Raw genomic sequence first — 17,128 nt, 5'->3', positions numbered from 1 at the left:
CGGCAGGGCCGCCCCCTGGCGCTCAGTCCTCGTCGCGGCGGCGCAGGCGCTGCACCAGCAGGATCAGCCCACCGGCCAGCGGCAGCAGCAGCCCGCCGAGCAGCGCACTCGTGCCGAGCATCGCGCCCGTGCGGGCCAGCTCGCCCGGCTTGGGCAGCGGCTCCGGGTACCACGGCGGCGTCGGCTCCTCCGCCGGCCCCGGATCGATCGCGATCCGGGCGCTGCCGTCGCCGGAGACCACCGGCGTACCGCCGGGCGCCACGCCGGTCGCGGTCGCCACGTTGACCACCTCGCCGGCCCTGATGTCGCCGTCGGTGATCACGTAGTCGGCGCCGCACTCGCCGCTGCGCCCCGGTTCGAGGCTCAGGCCCGCCGGGCAGTCCACCCGGATCCCGATGTCGGTCAGCCGCGGGTCGCTCACCCGCACGTCGCTCACCCGCGTCGAGCCGGTGTTGGTCACCACGAAGCGGTAGTGGATCTTCTCGCCGACATCGCCCAGGCCGTCGCCGTCGGTGTCGGCCAGCTCCGCGATCTTGTCGATCGACAGCCCGGCCTTGCCGTCCACCGGCGTGCTCGTCGAGTCACCGGCATCGACCGCCTCGCCGGACGGGGTACGCCCGGACACCGTCGCCGCGTTCTCCACCGAGCCCGCATCGACATCGTCCTGGGTCAGCCGGTAGCTGCCCGTGCAGGTGGTCGAGGCGCCGGGCGCCAGCGACGTCGTGCCACACGCGACCGCGTCGATCAGCGGATCCTGGATCGCGACCTGGTCGAGGCTGACGGCGCCCGTATTGGTCACCGTGAACTCGTAGTTCACCGAGTCACCCGCATCGGTACGCCCGGAGCCGTTGCTGTCGACGATCCCGGCCACCCGCTTCTCCAGCGCCACGCCGCCGACCCCGCGCACCGGGGTGGTGACCGAGTCGGTCGCGGTGACCTCGCCGCCGCCGACGGGCTGGCCGGTCACGGTCGCGGTGTTGATCACCTCGCCGGCGTCCACGTCGGCCTGGGTCAGCGGGTAGCTGACCGGACCACAGGCCCGCGTCTCGCCCGGCGCCAGTGCGCCCGACGGGCAGCCGATCGCGCCGATCCGCGGATCGTCGACCACCACGCTCGACAGGGTCGTCGAGCCGGTGTTGCTGATCTGGAACACGTACGCGATCTGGTCGCCCGCGTCGACGCGGCCGTTGCCGTTCGCGTCGGTGACCGCGCCGGCCTGCTTGTCCAGCGCGACCGCCGGGCCGCCCGGCAGCGGCGTCGACACGGTGTCGTCGCCGCCCACCTCGGCGCCGTTCGGCGTACGCCCGGTCGCGGTCGCGGTGTTCTCCACCCCGCCCGCGTCGATGTCGGCCTGGGTCAGCGTGTGGACGCCGGTGCACTCCAGCGAATCACCCGGGGCCAGCGGGCCGGCCGGCGGGCAGGCGAGCGCCGGCAGCAGCGGGTCGCTCACCACGATCTCGTTCAGCGTCACGGACCCGTCGTTGGTCACGACGATCGTGTAGGCGATCTGATCACCGGCGTCGATCCGGTCGTTGCCGTTCACGTCGGTGACCGGGTCGGCCCGCTTGTCGACCGCGAGCGATCCGGCGCCGCCGGGCTCGATCACGGCGAAGTCGTCGCCGACGATCGTCGCGCCGTCCGGGTCGGTGCCCGACGCGGACGCGGTGTTGACCACCTCGCCGGCATCGATGTCGGCCTGGGTCAGCGTGTACGTCGCCGTGCAGTCGTAGGAGGCGCCCGGCGCCAGATCGCGCGGCGCGCACTCCATCCCCGGCACCAGCGGGTCGGTCAGCGTCACGGCGGTCAGCCGCGCGGTGCCCGTATTGGTCACCGTGAACGAGTACTGCACCGTGTCACCGGCATCGGTACGCCCGGAGCCGTTCGCGTCGACCGGATCGGCCGCCGTCTTCACCACGCTGATCGACCGGTCCGGGTCGATGATCACGGTCGCATGATCGCCGGACGAGATCGGGTCGACCCCCGGCGGAGTCCCGGTCACGTTCGCGTCGTTGCGCACCTGGCCCCGGTCGATGTCTGCCTGGGTCAGCGTGTGGCTGCCCACGCAGGTCATCGTCCGGCCGGCGCCGAGGTCGGTGCCCGGGCAGCTCAGGTCCGTCAGCATCGGATCGCTCACCCGCACGTCGGTCAGCGAGACGTTGCCTACGTTGGTCACCTCGAGCAGGTAGTCGATCCGGTCGCCGGCGTCCACGCGGCCGTTCTCGTTGGCATCGATCGGCGTGCTCGCGACCTTGTCCAGGCGCACGCCCGGCCGCCGCTCGACCGGGGAGGTCGCGGTATCGGTGCCGTCGACCTGCTCGCCCGAGGGCCGCGTACCGATCGCGGTGGCGGTGTTCACCACCGAGCCCGCGTCCACATCGGCCTGGGTCAGCGTGTACGTCGCCGAGCAGTCGAACGACGCCCCCGGCGCGAGCGTGCGGGCCGGGCAGTCGGCGATCGCGACCAGCGGGTCGCTCAGCGTCACGCCGGTCAGCGTGACATTGCCCGCGTTGGTCACCGTGAACCGGTAGGTGATCTGGTCACCGGCATCCGGTACGCCCGACGCGTTCGTGTCTGCGATCGGCTCGGCGACCTTGCGCACCGTCAGGCCGCCACCCGGCGCCAGCGGCGTCACCACGGTGTCGGTCCCGCCGACCTCGTCCCCGCCCGGCGTGGTGCCGGTCGCGGTGGCCGTGTTCTGCAGGTCGCCGGCGTCGACATCGTCCTGGGTCAGCGTGTAGGTGCCGGCGCAGCGCAGCTCGCCGCCCGCGGGCAGGCTCGCCGCGACGCACTCGAGGTTCGGCAGCCGCGGATCGCTCACCCGCACGTCGGTCAGCGTGACGGCGCCGGTGTTCTGGGCCACGAACGTGTACTCGATCGTGTCGCCCGCATCGGTCGCGCCGCTGCCGTTGGCGTCGACCACCGGGCCGCCCTGCTTGTCGACGGTCAGCGCGCCGGGCGCGGTGAAGTCCACATCCTCGAAGCCGGTGCCGCTCACCGGCGTACCGGCCGGGTCGGTGCCGGTCGCGGTCGCCGTGTTCACGACCTGGCCCGCGTCGGCATCGGCCGGCGTCAGCGTGTACGTCGCCGTGCAGTCGAACGACTCACCGGGGCGCAGGTCCCGCGCCGGGCAGTCCATCCCCGGCACCAGCGGATCGGTCAGCGTGACGCCGGTCAGCCGCACCGTGCCGGTATTGGTCACGGTGAACGAGTACGCGATGGTGTCGCCGGCATCGACCCGCCCGGAGCCGTTCGCATCCGCCGGCGCGTCGCCCGTCTTGACCACGCTCAGCGAGCGGGACGTGTCGACCGGTACGCGCGTGGAGTCCTCGTCGGTGGCGGTGGCGCCGCCCGGCGTGGTCCCGTTCACCGTGGCGGTGTTGTCGACGCGCTCGCGATCGACGTCGTCCTGCGTCAGCGAGTAGCTGCCCTCACAGGTCGTCGTCGCGCCCGGCGCCAACTCGGTCCGCTCGCAGGTGATCGTCTCGATCAGCGGGTCGCTCACGGCCAGGTCGCTCAGGGTGACGTTGCCCGTGTTGGTCACGGTGAACCGGTAGTCGACGGCGTCGCCGGCATCGATCCGGCCGTTGCCGTTGGCGTCGTACGGCGACGAGCCGGCCTTCTCGATGCTCACGCCGCGCGCCTCCGGCACGTCGGTCTCGGTCGAGTCGTCACCGCTGACGGTCCCGCCGGTCGGGTCGGTGCCGGTCGCCGTCGCGGTGTTCCGCACCACGCCGGCGTCCACATCGGCCTGGGTCAGCGTGTAGGTCGCCGCGCAGTCGAACGACTGCTTCGGGGCCATGTCGACGACCGGGCAGTCCGGGATCGCGACCAGCGGGTCCGCGAGCTCTACGCCGGTCAGCGTCACGTTGCCGGTGTTGGTCACGGTGAACGTGTAGTCGATCGTGTCACCGGCATCGGCCACGCCGTTGCCGTTGACATCGTTGATCGCCGAGGCGCGCTTGTCGACCGTCAGGCCCTGCGCGGGGTCGAGCGGCACGCTGGTGGAATCCTCCGCGCCCACCGTCGGCCCGACCGGCGGCAGGCCGGCGACGCTCGCGGTGTTCTCCACCGAGCCGGCGTCCACATCGTCCTGGCTCAGCGTGTACGTCGCGGTGCAGGTCAGCGGCTCGCCGGGCGCAAGATCATCCGTGCGGCAGTCGAGCCCGACCTTCGGATCGGTGACCACGACCTCGCGCAGCGTCACCGTGCCGGTGTTCACCACATCGAAGGTGTAGGTGATCTGGTCGCCGGCCGTGGCGGTGCCGGAGCCGTCGATGTCGACCAGCGGGCCGGCCTGCTTGTCGAGCGTGATCGCCGGGTCCTGGCTCACCGGCGCGACATTGCGGTCGCTGCCGGTCACCGGCGTGCCGTCGGGCGCGGTCCCGACCGCGTCGGCGACGTTGACCACCTGCGCGGCGTCGAGGTCGGCCTGGGTCAGCGTGTAGGTGCCGGAGCACTCGAACGACTGGCCGGGGCCGAGGTCGGCCGGCGGGCAGGCCAGGCCGGACAGCAGCGAGTCGGTCAGCGTCACGTCGGTCAGGTTGATCACGCCGGTGTTGGTCACCTTGAACGCGTAGTCGATCGTGTCGCCCGCGTCGACCCGGCCGTTGCCGTTGGCGTCGGCAACCTCGCCGGCGGTCTTGTCCACGCTCAGCCCACGCTCGGGGTCGAACGGCACCGATGTGTCGTCGCTCCCCTGCGCCTCGCCGCCGTTCGGGTCCGTGCCGGTCGCGGTCGCGGTGTTCTCCACCGTGCCGGCGTCGATATCGGCCTGGGTCAGGGTGTAGCTGGCCGCGCAGGTAGTCTGCGCGCCTGGCGCGAGCTGGGTGATCGGGCAGGTCACGTCGGCGATCAGCGGATCGTTCACCGCGATGTCGGTGAGCGTGACGTTGCCGGTGTTGGTGACCAGGAACGTGTAGTCGATCCGGTCACCCTGGTCGAGCCGGCCGTTGCCGTTGTCATCGATCGGCGTACCGGCCTGCTTGTCGACCGCGATGGCGGGCTGGGCGGTCAGCGGGGTCCGCGTGCCGGCCTCGTCGGAGACGGCCGCGCCGGTCGGGTCGGTGCCGTTCGTGCGAGCGGTGTTGATCAACTCGCCGGCGTCGATGTCGGCCTGGGAGAGCTCGTAGGCACCCGTGCAGGAGTAGCTGCCACCCGGTGCGAGGGTACGCGGGGTGCACGCGGGATCCAGCGTGATCAACGGGTCCGTGATCGCCACATCGGCGACCGTCTGCTGGCCGTTGTTGGTCACGGTGAGCGTGTAGTTGATCACCTCGCCGACATCGACCCGGCCGTTGGCGTTCGCGTCGACGGGCTCGCTCGCCGCCTTGACCAGGTCGAGCGAGGGCTCGGCCGGCACCGGGGTGGTGACGCCGGAGTCGTCGGTGACCGTCGCGCCGCCGGGTGCGGTGCCGGTGACCTGTGCGTCATTGCGCACCACCTCGGCGTCGACATCGCCCTGGCGCAGCGTGTAGGTCGCCGTGCCGGCGCCCACGTTGGCGGTGACCGTGCCGCTCGCGAACTGGGCGGGGTCGTCGCCGCTCGCGTCGGTCCTGGCCGTGCCGTCGATCCGGATCGACCCGGGCACGTAGGTGGTGTTCGCGGGGATCTGGTCGGTGATCTGGGTCAGCGAGGCCGGCGACCCACCGTTGTTGGTCGCCTTGACCGTGTACTCGAGCACGTCGCCCGGCAGCGTCACCGCCGTCGTGCTGGTCACGTTGCGGACCTGCTTGTCGGTCACCACGCACGGCGAGTTGCCGAACTCGATGTCGTCCAGGAAGTTGCCGAGCGTCACGCCACCACTGCCGCTGATCGCCTCGAAACCGAACGCCGTCTGGGTCTGGCCCGCCGGGACGACATAGGTGCCCGTGTAGCGCACCCACCCGGCGTCGGACGTCGTGATACTGGTCGATGTCGAGCCGTTCGGGTAGGTCGCCGGCTGCGCCGGGTTGCTGCGGACCGTACCGTCGGTGGTGTTGGCGCCGATCTTCACCTGCATGGTGTTCGTCTGATCGCCCGCAATGCTGTTCGTGCTGCGGGCCCGGTGGTAGAGCGACCAGCGCATGATCTGGCCGGGCACCGTCGGCAGCACCTGGTAGAGCATCGACGCCTGGTTGGCGTTCAGCTCGGCCCACTGCGAGCCGGACTGGGCCGAGATGGGCAGGTTGCCGTTGGCGGTCTGCACGTTGCCGCCGTTGCGCCAGTACTCGACCTTGCCGTCGGTGGCGGTGGTCAGCCACTGCAGGCCGGCGGCACCCTCGCTGATGTTGGCGCCCGCTCCGGCGGCGACCACCGGGGTCTCGAAGCTGCCGTTCTGCAGCACGATCGGGTCCGGGCACGAGGTCGGGTCCTGGTCGGCCCGCGCCACCGGCGGCGGCGGGACGAGCGGGTTGTCGCGCGGCGCGAGCGCCTGGCCGAGGTTGATGCCGATGCCCAGGGTGCCGACCAGCGCGAGGACGAGACACATCCGCACGGCGGTGCCCAGCACCCCCGCGCGTCGCGCCCAACGCCGCATCGCCCGCATCTACCCGATTCCCCTCATCCCCTGCCGTCCCCCACAAGTCCGCCGGCCGCGCCGCGCGACCGGCCGCGTCAACTCTTGACTTCGCCGCGCTTGACGTTGAGCGAGCACTGGGCTGCGTCGCGGTCCAGCTTCGCGCTGATCTTCCAGTCCTTCGACGTGCCCGCCTTCAGGCCCTTCACGACCGCGATCCCGCGGCCGTACACATCGAACGTCGAGTTCACCCAACTGATGGTGATCACGTAGTCGGTCGTCTTGTCGGTGTTGTTGGTCACCTTGCCCGTGACCGTCTGCTCGCCGGCGTTGGTGCGGCACTCGCCCATCTCGGCATCGGAGCGGGCTCCCGCTTCCTTCTCGATCTTGGGCGGCTCCGGCAGATTCGAGGGGGCAACCCGGTCGGGGTCCACGCCGGTCGGCACCGGGGGCGGCTCGGGGGACTGCCCGCCCGACCCGCACGCCGCAGCCCCGAGGAGCACGGTCGCGGCGGCGGCCGCGGCCAGCATCCGGCGATCCGGCATGAACACTCTCCCCTGCTCGTAATCTGTCCAGCACCCCGACCTACCGAACGTCCGCGAGCACGGACGACAGTTGTGGTCTATCACACTGGTAACAGACCCGACAACGCACGCCGGCCGTCACCCGGGCGGAACGCTATCCCAACTCAGCAGTAACTTCCATCCCGCGCGGCACACCGAGACCACAACGAGATACTGGTCTCGTGACCCCCGAGCAGCTCTTCGCCCCGCCCGACGTCGCCTGGCAACCGCTCGCGCCGGCGTGGCGTACCGTGCGCCGCATCAGCGCGGTGTTCAGCTATCTCGTGCTGTTCGGCGTACCGGCCGCGGTCGCCTGGCCGACGCTCGGTCGACAGTGGGCGATCCCGATCATCGTGCTCGGGGTCGCGGTCCTGATCTGGCGGCTGATCCGGATCGGTGCGCTCTATCGGTCCTGGGGCTACGCCGAACTCGCCGACGACCTCTACCTCACCCGCGGGGTGATGTTTCGCAACCTGACCGCCGTGCCGTACGCGCGGATGCAGGTCGTCGAGGTCGAATCCGGGCCGATCGAGCGCGCCTTCGGCCTCGCCACCGTGAAGCTGGTCACCGCCAGCGCCGCGACCGACGCCACGATCCCCGGACTGACCCCCGACCGGGCGGCCCAGCTCCGCGACCGGCTCACCCGGCGAGCCGAGACCGGGGACTCCGGGCTGTGAGCGAGCGGCCCGGCGACCTCACCCACCCGCCCGCGCTGGAGAAGCGCGCCGAGCGCCCCCACCCGCTTTCCCCGCTGATCCGCGGCTGGGTGGTGCTGCTGGTCATCCTGATCGCCATCGCCCGCGACCTGGTGCCCGATCTGCAGCGCAACCAGTTCGACCTGATCGACCTGATCCTCGCCAACGTGCTGCTGGTGATCCTCGGCGTACTGGGCGTGGTGCTGCTCACCGCGCTCGCCTCGTTCCTGACCTGGTGGTTCACCCGGTACGTGATCGACGACGAGGAGCTGCGGATCGAGACCGGTCTGTTCACCAAGACGTCGAAGAGGATTCCGTTCCGACGGATCCAGTCGATCGATGTCATGCAGCCGCTGGCCGCCCGGATCTTCGGGCTGGCCGAGCTGCGCATCGACGCCGGCAGCGACAAGACCGCGCTGCGCTATCTGTCGCGGCGCAAGGCGTACCGGATCCGCGACTACCTGCTCAGCCGCGCGCACGGGGAACAACTCAGCGTCGCCGACTCCGACGCCCGCACCCAGGCCGACGCTTTCCGTGATCTGTCCGCCGATGATCAGGTACTGGTCACCATCCCGCCGCAGCGGCTGCTGCTGGGCTTCCTCACCTCGACCGACTTCCTGGTCTCCGCGGCGCTCTCGCTCGTCGCGGTGGTCGTGTTCTTCCGGCTCGGGCTGGGGGTGTTCTCCTTCGGAGCGCTGATCCCCATCGTGCTCGGCACCCTGCGCATGATCGGTTCGCGGTTGCTGACCCAGTTCAACTACACCCTGGCGAGGACGGGCCGAGGGTTGCGGATCGCCCGCGGCCTGACCAACCTGACCAGCCAGTCCGTGCCGGTCGACCGGATCCAGGGGGTACGCATCACCCAACACCTGCTGTGGAAGCCGCTCGGCCTCTACCGGGTGGACATCGACGTGCTCGGCATCGCCGGCGGCGAGACCAGTCAGGTCAGCTCGATCCTGCTGCCCGTGGGCAATACCCGCGACCTGGCGATCGCGCTCGCCGCGGTGCTGCCCGGGGTGGACCTCGCCCGCGTCCCGCTGTGGCGCAGTCCCGGTCGGGCCCGGTGGCTGCATCCGATCGCGCTGCCGACCTACCGATTCGGCCACGACGCGCTGGTCGCCGTGGCGCGACGCGGCCTGATCGACACCGTGACCAGTGTGGTGCCGCACGGCAAGGTGCAGTCGGTGCGGATCGGGCAAGGGCCGCTGCAGCGGCTGGCGCGCGTCGCCAGCGTGCATCTCGACACGACCCCCGGACCGGTCACCTTCGTCGCGGCCGACATCGATCCCGGTGATGCGCGGGCCTTCGCGCTCAGCCAGCTCGGGCGCTCGGAGCGGGCGCGGGCGGCAGTGGGGCCCCTGGGTGCCGTGCCGGCCCCGGTGCGACGACCCGGCCGCTAGGGTCGATCCATGAGCAATCCAGCCCAACGGCCGGTCCTCGGCATCGACATCGGCGGCTCCGGGATCAAGGGCGCTCCGGTGGATCTCGCGACCGGCGAATTCGCGGCCGACCGGCTGCGCATCGACACCCCGAAGAAGTCGACCCCGAAGCATGTCGCCAAGGTCGTGGTGGAGATCGTTCAGCATTTCGCCGACCAGATCGCCGACGGGCCCGTTGGCGTGACCGTCCCGGCGGTGGTGATCGACGGCGTCACCCGGAGCGCCGCGAACATCGACAGGTCCTGGATCGGTGCCCACGCCCGTGACATCTTCGCCGAGGCATTGGGCCGGGAGGTGGTGCTGGTCAACGACGCCGACGCCGCCGGCCTGGCCGAGGTGCAGTACGGGGCGGCGCGCGGCAATCCGGGCAAGGTGTTGTTGACCACGCTCGGCACCGGCATCGGCACCGCGCTGATCTACAAGGGCGTGCTGGTACCGAACACCGAGCTCGGCCACATCGAGGTCGACGGCCACGACGCGGAGACGAAGGCATCGTCGGGGGTCAAGGACAAGGAGGGCCTGAGCTACAAGGAATGGGTGCCACGGCTGCAGCGCTACTACGAGATGCTGGAGTTCCTGACCTGGCCCGATCTGTTCGTTGTCGGCGGCGGCGTGTCGAAGGACTCGGCCAAGTTCTTGCCCCTTCTCAAGATCAACGCCCCGATCATCCCGGCCAAGCTGCTGAACAAGGCGGGGATCATCGGAGCGGCGTACCTCGCCGCCGACCCCGAACAGGCCGCGGCCCGCGCCGGCACCGATCCCGCCCACGCGGGCACCGCCGACTGATCGACCCGGCTGCACGGCGACCGGACCGACCAGCCGACCGCACCTGCCAAATGCGGGTGGTCAGCGCAGGTCGAGGCCCACATCCAGAGCGGGCGCCGAGTGGGTGAGCTCGCCGACGGCCAGGTAGTCCACGCCGGTGCCGGCCAGCTCGCAGGCACCGCCCAGGTGCAGCCCGCCGGAGGCCTCGGTGCGGGCGCCGGCGGCGCGCGCCCGGCGTACCGCCTCCGCCACCTGCCGGCCCGCCATGTTGTCCAGCAGGATCATCCGCGCCCCCGCGGCCAGCGCCTCGTCGACCTGGTCGAGGGTGTCGCACTCGACCTCGATCGGCAGCTCGGGCGCGGCCGCGCGGACGGCGTCCAGCGCCGCGGTCACCGAGCCCGCCGCGGCGATGTGGTTGTCCTTGATCAACGCGGCATCGCCCAGGCCCATCCGGTGATTCAGCCCGCCGCCACAGCGCACCGCGTACTTCTGCAGGGGGCGCAGACCGGGCACCGTCTTGCGGGTGTCCCGGACGCTCGCGCCGAGCGCGGCGGCCTCCTCCACCCAGCGCGCGGTCAGGCTGGCGACGCCGGAGAGCTGACCGAGCAGGTTCAGGGCGGTGCGCTCCGCGGTCAGGATGGTACGCAGTGAGCCGCTGACGACGAGCACGGTCTCCCCCGGCGCCACCGGATCGCCGTCGGATCGCAGCTCCTCGACCCGCACGGTCCCACCGCTCGCGCGGGCGCACGCGGCGAACGCGGCGGCCGCCACCCCCACTCCGGCGAGCACCCCGCACGAGCGGGCCACCACGTCGGCGACGCCCTCGGCGTCCTCGGCGATGGTGGCGGCGGTGGTCACGTCCGGCCCGAGCGCCAGGTCCTCGGCGACGGCCAACTCCACGACGCGGGCGATCTCCTCGGCCGACGGCGGGGCCGGCGCGCCGAGCGGCCGATCGAGTTGTGCGGTCATGCGGCAACCTCCCGGCTCGGGCCGGCGAAGGACCCGTCCGGGCCCAGCACCAGCGACTGGTGCCGCTGCCAGCGTTCCACCGGCGCCGGGTGATCGGCGCGGCGGTGACACCCCCGGGACTCGGTCCGATTCGCCGCCGCCGTGGCGATCAGCCGGGCGACCAGGTGCAGGTTCGCGGCCTCGGCTGTGGCGATGCTAATCCGCCCGGTCGCCCGGGCGCCGATCCGGGCGAGCTCGCCGCCCAGGCTGCGCAGCCCGTCGGCATCGCGCAGCAGCCCGGCGCCGCGCGACATGGCTGCGCCGATCGCGCTCCGCGCGGCCGGGTCGAGCAGCGCGGTCGGCGGCGGGCCCAGCGGGTCGCCGGGCGCCGGGACGCCCGCGGCGAGCAGTCGCCCGGCGGCGGCGCCGGCGACCAGCGCCTCGGTCAGCGAGTTCGATGCCAGCCGGTTCGCGCCGTGTACGCCGGTGCCGGCGACCTCGCCGACGGCGTACAGCCCCGGTATGCCGGTCCGGCCGCGAAGATCGGCCCGCACCCCGCCGCAGTGATAGTGCTCGACCGGCCGCACGGGGATCGGCTCGCTGACCGGGTCGATCCCGGCGGCGCGGCACGCCGCGGCGATGCCGGGGAAGTGCTCGTCGAAACCGTCGATCATGGTCGCGTCCAGCAGCACGTGATCGGCACCGCTGTTGATCAACTCCCGATGGATCGCCGCCGCGACCACGTCCCGGGGGGCAAGATCACCGAGCGGATGTACGCCGGCCGTGATCGAACGGCCGTCCACACCGATCAGCCGCGCGCCCTCACCGCGTACCGCCTCCGAGATCAGCGCCACCCGCTCGCCCGGCACGGCCAGACCGGTCGGGTGGAACTGGACGAACTCGGCGTCGTTGATCACCGCGCCCACCCGGGCCGCCAGCGCGAGGCCGTCGCCGGTCGCGGTGTCGGGATTGGTCGAGGCAGCGTAGACCCGGCCGATCCCGCCCGTGGCCAGCACCACCGCCCGCGCGGCGAGGACCTCCCGGCGCCCGCGACGGTCCAGCGTACGCACGCCCGCGACGGCACCCGCCCGGTCGCGCAACAGGTCGGTGACCATCGCGACGCGGACTTCCAGCGCCCCGCGATCGACGGCGCGCCGGGCGGCCGCGGCCAGGGTCGCGGCGACCTCGGCGCCGCTGGCATCGCCGCCCGCGTGCACGATCCGCCGCGCGCCGTGGCCGCCCTCCAGCCCGAGCGCGTAGCCGCGCGGCCCGGCGTCGAAGCGGGCGCCGAGCGCGGCCAGCCGGTCGATCGCGGCGGGCGCGGCGGCGACCAGTGCGGCGACCGCGTCCGGATCGCACAGGCCGGCCCCGGCGGCGATGGTGTCGGCGGCGTGCGCGGCCAGGCTGTCGGCCGGGTCGCTGACCGCGGCCAGGCCGCCCTGCGCCCACGCGGTCGAGCCGTCGCCGAGCGCGCCCTTGACGACGATCATGGCCGGTACGCCGGCCTCGGTCAGCCGCAGCGCCGCCGCCAGCCCGCCCGCCCCGGCACCGATGATGATCACCGGGCGCCGATCGGCGCTCATTCCCCGCTCCCGGGGTTGCCGATGGCGATCATCTTGCGCACCGCATCGCGGGCACGCTCGGCGACCTCAGGCGCCACGCGTACCTCGTCGCGACCGGTACGCAGCGCGTTGATCAACTTCTCCGGCGTGATCATCTTCATATAGCGGCAGCTCGCCTGGGGGTTCACCGGCTGGAAGTCGGTGCCCGCGTTGGCCTTGCGCAACTGGTGCAACATGCCGACCTCCGTCGCCACCAGCACCTTGCGCGCGGTGGAGGTACGCGCCGCGTCCAGCATCCCGCCGGTCGACAGCACGTGGGTACGCTCCGGCGCGAGCTCGCCCGAGGAGGTCATCCACAGCGCGGAGGTCGAGCAGCCGCACTCGGGGTGGACGTACAGCTCGGCATCGGCGTCCGCGCGTACCGCCGCGACCAGGTCGTCCGGCGAGATGTCGGCGTGCACGTGGCACTCGCCGAGCCAGGTGTGCAGGTTGTCTCGACCCGTCAGCCGGCGCACGTGCGCGCCGAGGAACATGTCGGGCAGGAACAGCACCTCACGGTCGGCCGGGATCGAGCGCACCACCTCGACCGCATTGGACGAGGTGCAGCAGATGTCGGACTCCGCCTTCACCTCCGCGGTGGTGTTGACATAGGCGACGACCGCGGCGCCGGGGCGCTCCGCCTTCCAGGCCCGAAGCTGGTCGGCGTCGATCGTGTCCGCGAGCGAGCAGCCGGCGCGGGCGTCGGGAATGATCACCGTCTTGTCCGGGGACAGGATCTTCGCCGTCTCCGCCATGAAGTGCACGCCGGCGAAGACGATCGTGCCCGCATCGGACTCGGCGGCCAGCCGCGACAGCGCGAGCGAGTCGCCGACGTGATCGGCGACGTCCTGGATCGCCGGCAGCTGGTAGTTGTGCGCGAGGATCACCGCATCCCGCTCGGCGGCGAGCCGGCGTACCTGCGCGAACCAGTCGGGCCCCGGGTCGCCCGTCGCCGCGGGGTGCTGCACCGTCGTGGTCATCTCGTGCTCCTTCTCGCCAGGTTTTCGACTGTCAGTCGTAAACTGCGTCGAAGCTAGCATGCCGTCGTGCCGTCCTCCAGCCCACCCCCCGCCAGCGCCGGCCCCGAGCCCGCCGTGCCGCGGTTTCGGCACGAGGCGCTGGCCGCGGTGTTTCGGGTCAGCGAGACCGCGCGCGGGCCGGCGCTGACGGTGCTCGGCTGGCAGCGCTCGCGCGATCCGTACGCCGGCGCGTGGTCCGTGCCAAGCGGCCCGGTGGGCGCCGAGGAGACGATCGGCGCGGCGGTCGCCCGGCACCTCGCGGCGAAGGTCGAGCTGCGCGAGATCGCCCACCTGGAACAACTGGAGACCCGCAGCGAACCAGGGCGCGACCCGTTCGACCGGACGATCGCCACCGCCTACCTCGGCCTGGTGCCGGTGACCGCCGACCCGGTACTGCCGCCCAACGCGGCCTGGCTCGATCTCGCCGAGCTGCCCGCGATGGCATTCGATCATGAATCGGTGATCACGTCGGCGCGCGACCGGCTGCGCTCGAAGCTGTCGTATGCCAACCTCGGCTTTGCCCTGGCGCCCGACGAGTTCACGATCAGCGGGCTGCGCGAGATCTATCGCGCCGCGCTCGGCCACGACGTGTCGGCGACCAACCTGCAGCGCGTGCTGGAGCGTCGTGGCCAGCTCGAGGCGACCGGGCGTACCGCCGCCGCGTCCGCGGCCGGCGGCCGGCCGGCCCGGCTGTTCCGGTTCACCCGCCGCGAGCTGCAGATCACCGACCCGTTCGCCGCCCTCCGACCCTGACCGACCGGCGCAAACTCAGCGATCGGCGCCCAGCTCGTGGCTCAGCTCGGTGAGCTCGTCGCCTCCGGCCATCTCCGCGGTCAGGGTGTCCAGGCTGAGTTGATCACGCGGGGCGTTCAGCGCGAGCCGACCCAGCTTGAGGATCACGAACTGCCCGCCGACGAGGTACGCGTGGTGCGGGTTGTGGGTGATGAAGACGACGCCGAGCCCCGCATCCCGCGCCCTGGTGATGTAGCGCAGCACCACCCCGGACTGCTTCACGCCCAGCGCCGCGGTCGGCTCGTCCAGGATGATCACCTTGGCGCCGAAGTAGACCGCGCGGGCGATCGCCACCACCTGCCGCTGGCCGCCCGACAGCCGCCCGGCGGGACGGTCCAGATCGGGCAGCTCGATTCCCATCCGGGCCAGCTCCTCGCCGCAGATCCGCTTCATCTCGGCGATGTCGAGGCGGCGCAGGGGCCCGGTGACCAGCTCCTGGCCGAGGAAGAAGTTCCGCCAGACCGACATCAGCGGCTCCAACGCCAGGTCCTGGTAGACGGTGGCGATCCCCGCCCCCTGCGCCTCGCGCGGCGACGCGAAGTGGGTCACCTCGCCGTTGACCCGCATCTCGCCCTCGTCGTAGTCGTGCAGGCCGGCCATGATCTTGATCAGCGTCGACTTGCCGGCGCCGTTGTCGCCCAGCACGCAGGTCACCTCACCCTGGCGTACCGCCAGGTCGATGCCCTGCAGCGCCGCGACATTGCCGTACCGCTTGCCGATCCCGCTCAGCTCCACGATCGCCGAGGTCGGGTGCTGCCCGGCGGTGGTCTCGTCGGTGCTCATCGCGCCTCCGCCCGCCGCTTGACGGCCAGATTGACGATCGTCGCGAGCAGCAGCATCGCGCCGAGGAAGGCACGGAACCAGTCGGGATTCCAGCCCGCATAGTTGATCCCGAGCTGCGTCATGCCGAAGATCAGCGCGCCGATCGATGCGCCGATCACCGACCCGTAGCCGCCGGTCAGCAGGCAACCACCGATCACCGCCGCGATGATGAAGATGAACTCCTTGCCGATGCCCTCGCCCGATTGCACCGTGCCGTAGCCGAACAACAGATGCATTCCGGACAACCACGCGCAGAACCCGACGAACAGGTAGAGACCGATCTTCGTCCGCTGCACGGGTACGCCAACCGCGCGCGCCGCGGCCGCATCCCCGCCGGAGGCGAAGATCCAGTTGCCGGCGCGGGTACGCAACAGCACCCACGTCGCCACGATCGTCAGCAACAACCAGTAGAGCGCCGTGATCTTGAGCGTGACCGGCCCGATGGCGATCTCGGAGCCGAAGATCGCCTGCGCCGAGGCGTACCCGTCCATGTCGCTGATCCGCGGCGACGCGACCGAACCGCCCACGGCGCGGGTGACGCCGAGGTTGACCCCCTGCAGAATGAAGAAGGTGCCGAGCGTGACCAGGAAGCTCGGCAGACCGGTCTTCAGCAACAGCCAGGCGTTGAACGCCCCGACGGCCAACGACAACACCAGGGCGAGCAGCACGCCGGCCCATACGTTCAACCCGAAGTACCAGGCGAACAGCGCCGCGGTCAGGCCCGAAGAGGTGATCGCGACCCCGGTCGACAGATCGAACTCCCCGCCGATCATCAGCAGTGCGACGGGCACCGCCATGATCCCGATCGTCGACGCCCCGTACAAGATCGTTCCGACATTGGCAACGTTGCGGAACGGTGGCGCCACCAGCATGAACAGCGCAAAGATCACGCAGGCGCCGATCAGCGCGCCGATCTCGGGGCGGCCGAGCAGCACGACCAGCGGGCTGCGCCGCCGGACGCGATCCTCGACCAGGGCCGCGGCGGACATCAGCGCTTGCCAGCCTTGGCGAACTCGGCGACCGCGTCCACATTGCTCTGGTCAACGAAGGCGGGCCCGGTGAAGGTCGCCTCGCCGCCGCCGATGGTGTTGCCATTGGTCTTGTACAGCCACAGCGCGTCGACGGCCAGGTAACCCTGCAGGTAGGGCTGCTGGTCGACCGCCCAGGCGACCTCGCCGTTCTTGATCGCGTCCACCAGTTCGGCATTGGTGTCGAAGGTCGCCACCTTGGCCTCGCGGTTCGCCTCGCCGACCGACTTCGCCGCGGTCAGCGCGAACGGCGCACCCAGGGTGAGCACCGTGTCGATCGACGCGTCCTGTTGCAGCTTGGAGGTGATCGCGGCCTGGACGCCCGGCATGTCGGTGCCGGTGACGTAGAGCTTCTCCATCGGGCCGAAGGCCTTGGCGGCACCGTCGCAGCGCGACTCCAGGCCGACATTGCCCTGTTCGTGGATGACGCAGACGGCCTTCTTCGCGCCGTCGGCCTTCATCCGTTGCCCGGCGGCCTCGCCGGCGACGGTCTCGTCCTGGCCGAAGAAGCCGACCATCCCGAAGTCCTGCCAGGTGTCCATGCCGCTGTTCAGCCCGGTGACCGGGATGCCCGCCGCGGCTGCCGCCTTGACATTGGCCTGCATCGCCTCCGGCTTGGCCAAGGTGACGGCGATCCCGTCGACCTTGCGGTCGATCGCGGTCTGGACGAGGTTGGCCTGGTTGGCCCCGTCGGGATCGGAGGAGTACTCGAGCTGGATGTTGTCCTTGGCCGCGGCGTCCTCGGCGCCCTTGCGGACCAGGTCCCAGAAGGTATCGCCGGGAGCGCCGTGGGAGATGAAGGCCACCGTCATCGTCGGGGTGTTCGCCTGGCCGCCCCCACCTCCGGGAGCGGGCTCCTCGCGCCCTCCGCCGGAACTGCATGCCGCCATGCCCAGCCCCACACCGGCGGCGACCACCGCCACCGCGAGACGCCGCACCACATTGTGCTTTGTTCCCATCAGC

The 17,128-nt window shown here is 71.5% G+C and carries 12 protein-coding genes; 4 read left to right on the top strand and 8 right to left on the bottom strand.

The window, feature by feature from the left end; all coding sequences use genetic code 11:
- Positions 1 to 22: 22 nt before the first annotated feature.
- Complete coding sequence (locus ACXDC7_RS03965) at positions 23 to 6,514, bottom strand: DUF7507 domain-containing protein (protein WP_459221270.1); 6,492 nt, start codon at positions 6,512 to 6,514, stop codon at positions 23 to 25.
- A gap of 77 nt (positions 6,515 to 6,591) precedes the next feature.
- Positions 6,592 to 7,023 (bottom strand): FxLYD domain-containing protein, encoded by a 432-nt coding sequence (locus ACXDC7_RS03960; protein WP_179444720.1) that lies wholly within the window; start codon positions 7,021 to 7,023, stop codon positions 6,592 to 6,594.
- Positions 7,024 to 7,238: 215 nt separating this feature from the next.
- On the opposite strand from ACXDC7_RS03960, the gene ACXDC7_RS03955 reads away from it, so the two are divergent.
- The 3 genes from ACXDC7_RS03955 to ppgK are packed head-to-tail and all read left to right on the top strand — an operon-like array spanning position 7,239 to position 9,976.
- Positions 7,239 to 7,733 (top strand): PH domain-containing protein, encoded by a 495-nt coding sequence (locus ACXDC7_RS03955; RefSeq protein WP_179444721.1) that lies wholly within the window; start codon positions 7,239 to 7,241, stop codon positions 7,731 to 7,733.
- Positions 7,730 to 9,151: a PH domain-containing protein gene (locus tag ACXDC7_RS03950; protein WP_179444722.1), complete on the top strand. Its 1,422-nt coding sequence runs from the start codon at positions 7,730 to 7,732 to the stop codon at positions 9,149 to 9,151. The genes ACXDC7_RS03955 and ACXDC7_RS03950 overlap by 4 nt, the downstream gene beginning before the upstream one ends.
- Before the next feature lie 9 nt (positions 9,152 to 9,160).
- On the top strand, positions 9,161 to 9,976 hold the full coding sequence (gene ppgK, locus ACXDC7_RS03945) for a polyphosphate--glucose phosphotransferase (RefSeq protein ID WP_459221269.1): 816 nt from the start codon (positions 9,161 to 9,163) through the stop codon (positions 9,974 to 9,976).
- A 60-nt stretch (positions 9,977 to 10,036) separates the two neighbouring features.
- Here the strand turns inward: ppgK and nadC are convergent, their stop codons facing one another.
- The 3 genes from nadC to nadA are packed head-to-tail and all read right to left on the bottom strand — an operon-like array spanning position 10,037 to position 13,484.
- On the bottom strand, positions 10,037 to 10,924 hold the full coding sequence (gene nadC / locus ACXDC7_RS03940; protein ID WP_459221268.1) for a carboxylating nicotinate-nucleotide diphosphorylase: 888 nt from the start codon (positions 10,922 to 10,924) through the stop codon (positions 10,037 to 10,039).
- Positions 10,921 to 12,486, bottom strand: a complete 1,566-nt coding sequence (nadB, locus tag ACXDC7_RS03935; RefSeq protein ID WP_459221267.1) for an L-aspartate oxidase — start codon at positions 12,484 to 12,486, stop codon at positions 10,921 to 10,923. Before nadB ends, nadC begins: the two co-directional genes overlap by 4 nt.
- The gene (nadA, locus tag ACXDC7_RS03930) at positions 12,483 to 13,484 is read right to left on the bottom strand and encodes a quinolinate synthase NadA (protein ID WP_459221266.1); all 1,002 of its coding nucleotides are present in this window, start codon (positions 13,482 to 13,484) and stop codon (positions 12,483 to 12,485) included. The genes nadB and nadA overlap by 4 nt, the downstream gene beginning before the upstream one ends.
- 66 nt (positions 13,485 to 13,550) lie before the next feature.
- Between nadA and ACXDC7_RS03925 the strand changes: the two genes are divergently transcribed.
- Positions 13,551 to 14,276, top strand: a complete 726-nt coding sequence (locus tag ACXDC7_RS03925; RefSeq protein WP_459221265.1) for an NUDIX hydrolase — start codon at positions 13,551 to 13,553, stop codon at positions 14,274 to 14,276.
- Positions 14,277 to 14,291: 15 nt separating this feature from the next.
- On the opposite strand, the gene ACXDC7_RS03920 is transcribed toward ACXDC7_RS03925, so the two are convergent.
- From ACXDC7_RS03920 to ACXDC7_RS03910, 3 genes are read right to left on the bottom strand one after another with little or no spacing between them, the layout of a single operon-like run.
- Positions 14,292 to 15,098, bottom strand: a complete 807-nt coding sequence (locus ACXDC7_RS03920; protein WP_459221264.1) for an ATP-binding cassette domain-containing protein — start codon at positions 15,096 to 15,098, stop codon at positions 14,292 to 14,294.
- On the bottom strand, positions 15,095 to 16,126 hold the full coding sequence (locus ACXDC7_RS03915; RefSeq protein WP_459221263.1) for an ABC transporter permease: 1,032 nt from the start codon (positions 16,124 to 16,126) through the stop codon (positions 15,095 to 15,097). Before ACXDC7_RS03915 ends, ACXDC7_RS03920 begins: the two co-directional genes overlap by 4 nt.
- On the bottom strand, positions 16,126 to 17,124 hold the full coding sequence (locus ACXDC7_RS03910; RefSeq protein WP_459221262.1) for a sugar ABC transporter substrate-binding protein: 999 nt from the start codon (positions 17,122 to 17,124) through the stop codon (positions 16,126 to 16,128). Before ACXDC7_RS03910 ends, ACXDC7_RS03915 begins: the two co-directional genes overlap by 1 nt.
- Between the last annotated feature and the right edge of the window lie 4 nt (positions 17,125 to 17,128).

This window comes from Naumannella huperziae, from assembly GCF_054073625.1.
The sequence above is the reverse complement of the archived record's forward strand: the minus strand, read 5'-3'. Positions and strand labels throughout refer to the sequence as shown.

What these genes read in the sequence shown, in the direction of transcription:
- ACXDC7_RS03915 (WP_459221263.1), bottom strand. Translation starts at nt 16,126, where the DNA reads ATGTCCGCCGCGGCCCTGGTCGAGGATCGCGTCCGGCGGCGCAGCCCG.
- nadC (WP_459221268.1), bottom strand. Translation starts at nt 10,924, where the DNA reads ATGACCGCACAACTCGATCGGCCGCTCGGCGCGCCGGCCCCGCCGTCG.
- nadB (WP_459221267.1), bottom strand. Translation starts at nt 12,486, where the DNA reads ATGAGCGCCGATCGGCGCCCGGTGATCATCATCGGTGCCGGGGCGGGC.
- ACXDC7_RS03965 (WP_459221270.1), bottom strand. Translation starts at nt 6,514, where the DNA reads ATGCGGCGTTGGGCGCGACGCGCGGGGGTGCTGGGCACCGCCGTGCGG.
- nadA (WP_459221266.1), bottom strand. Translation starts at nt 13,484, where the DNA reads ATGACCACGACGGTGCAGCACCCCGCGGCGACGGGCGACCCGGGGCCC.
- ppgK (WP_459221269.1), top strand. Translation starts at nt 9,161, where the DNA reads ATGAGCAATCCAGCCCAACGGCCGGTCCTCGGCATCGACATCGGCGGC.
- ACXDC7_RS03960 (WP_179444720.1), bottom strand. Translation starts at nt 7,023, where the DNA reads ATGCTGGCCGCGGCCGCCGCCGCGACCGTGCTCCTCGGGGCTGCGGCG.
- ACXDC7_RS03910 (WP_459221262.1), bottom strand. Translation starts at nt 17,124, where the DNA reads ATGGGAACAAAGCACAATGTGGTGCGGCGTCTCGCGGTGGCGGTGGTC.
- ACXDC7_RS03920 (WP_459221264.1), bottom strand. Translation starts at nt 15,098, where the DNA reads ATGAGCACCGACGAGACCACCGCCGGGCAGCACCCGACCTCGGCGATC.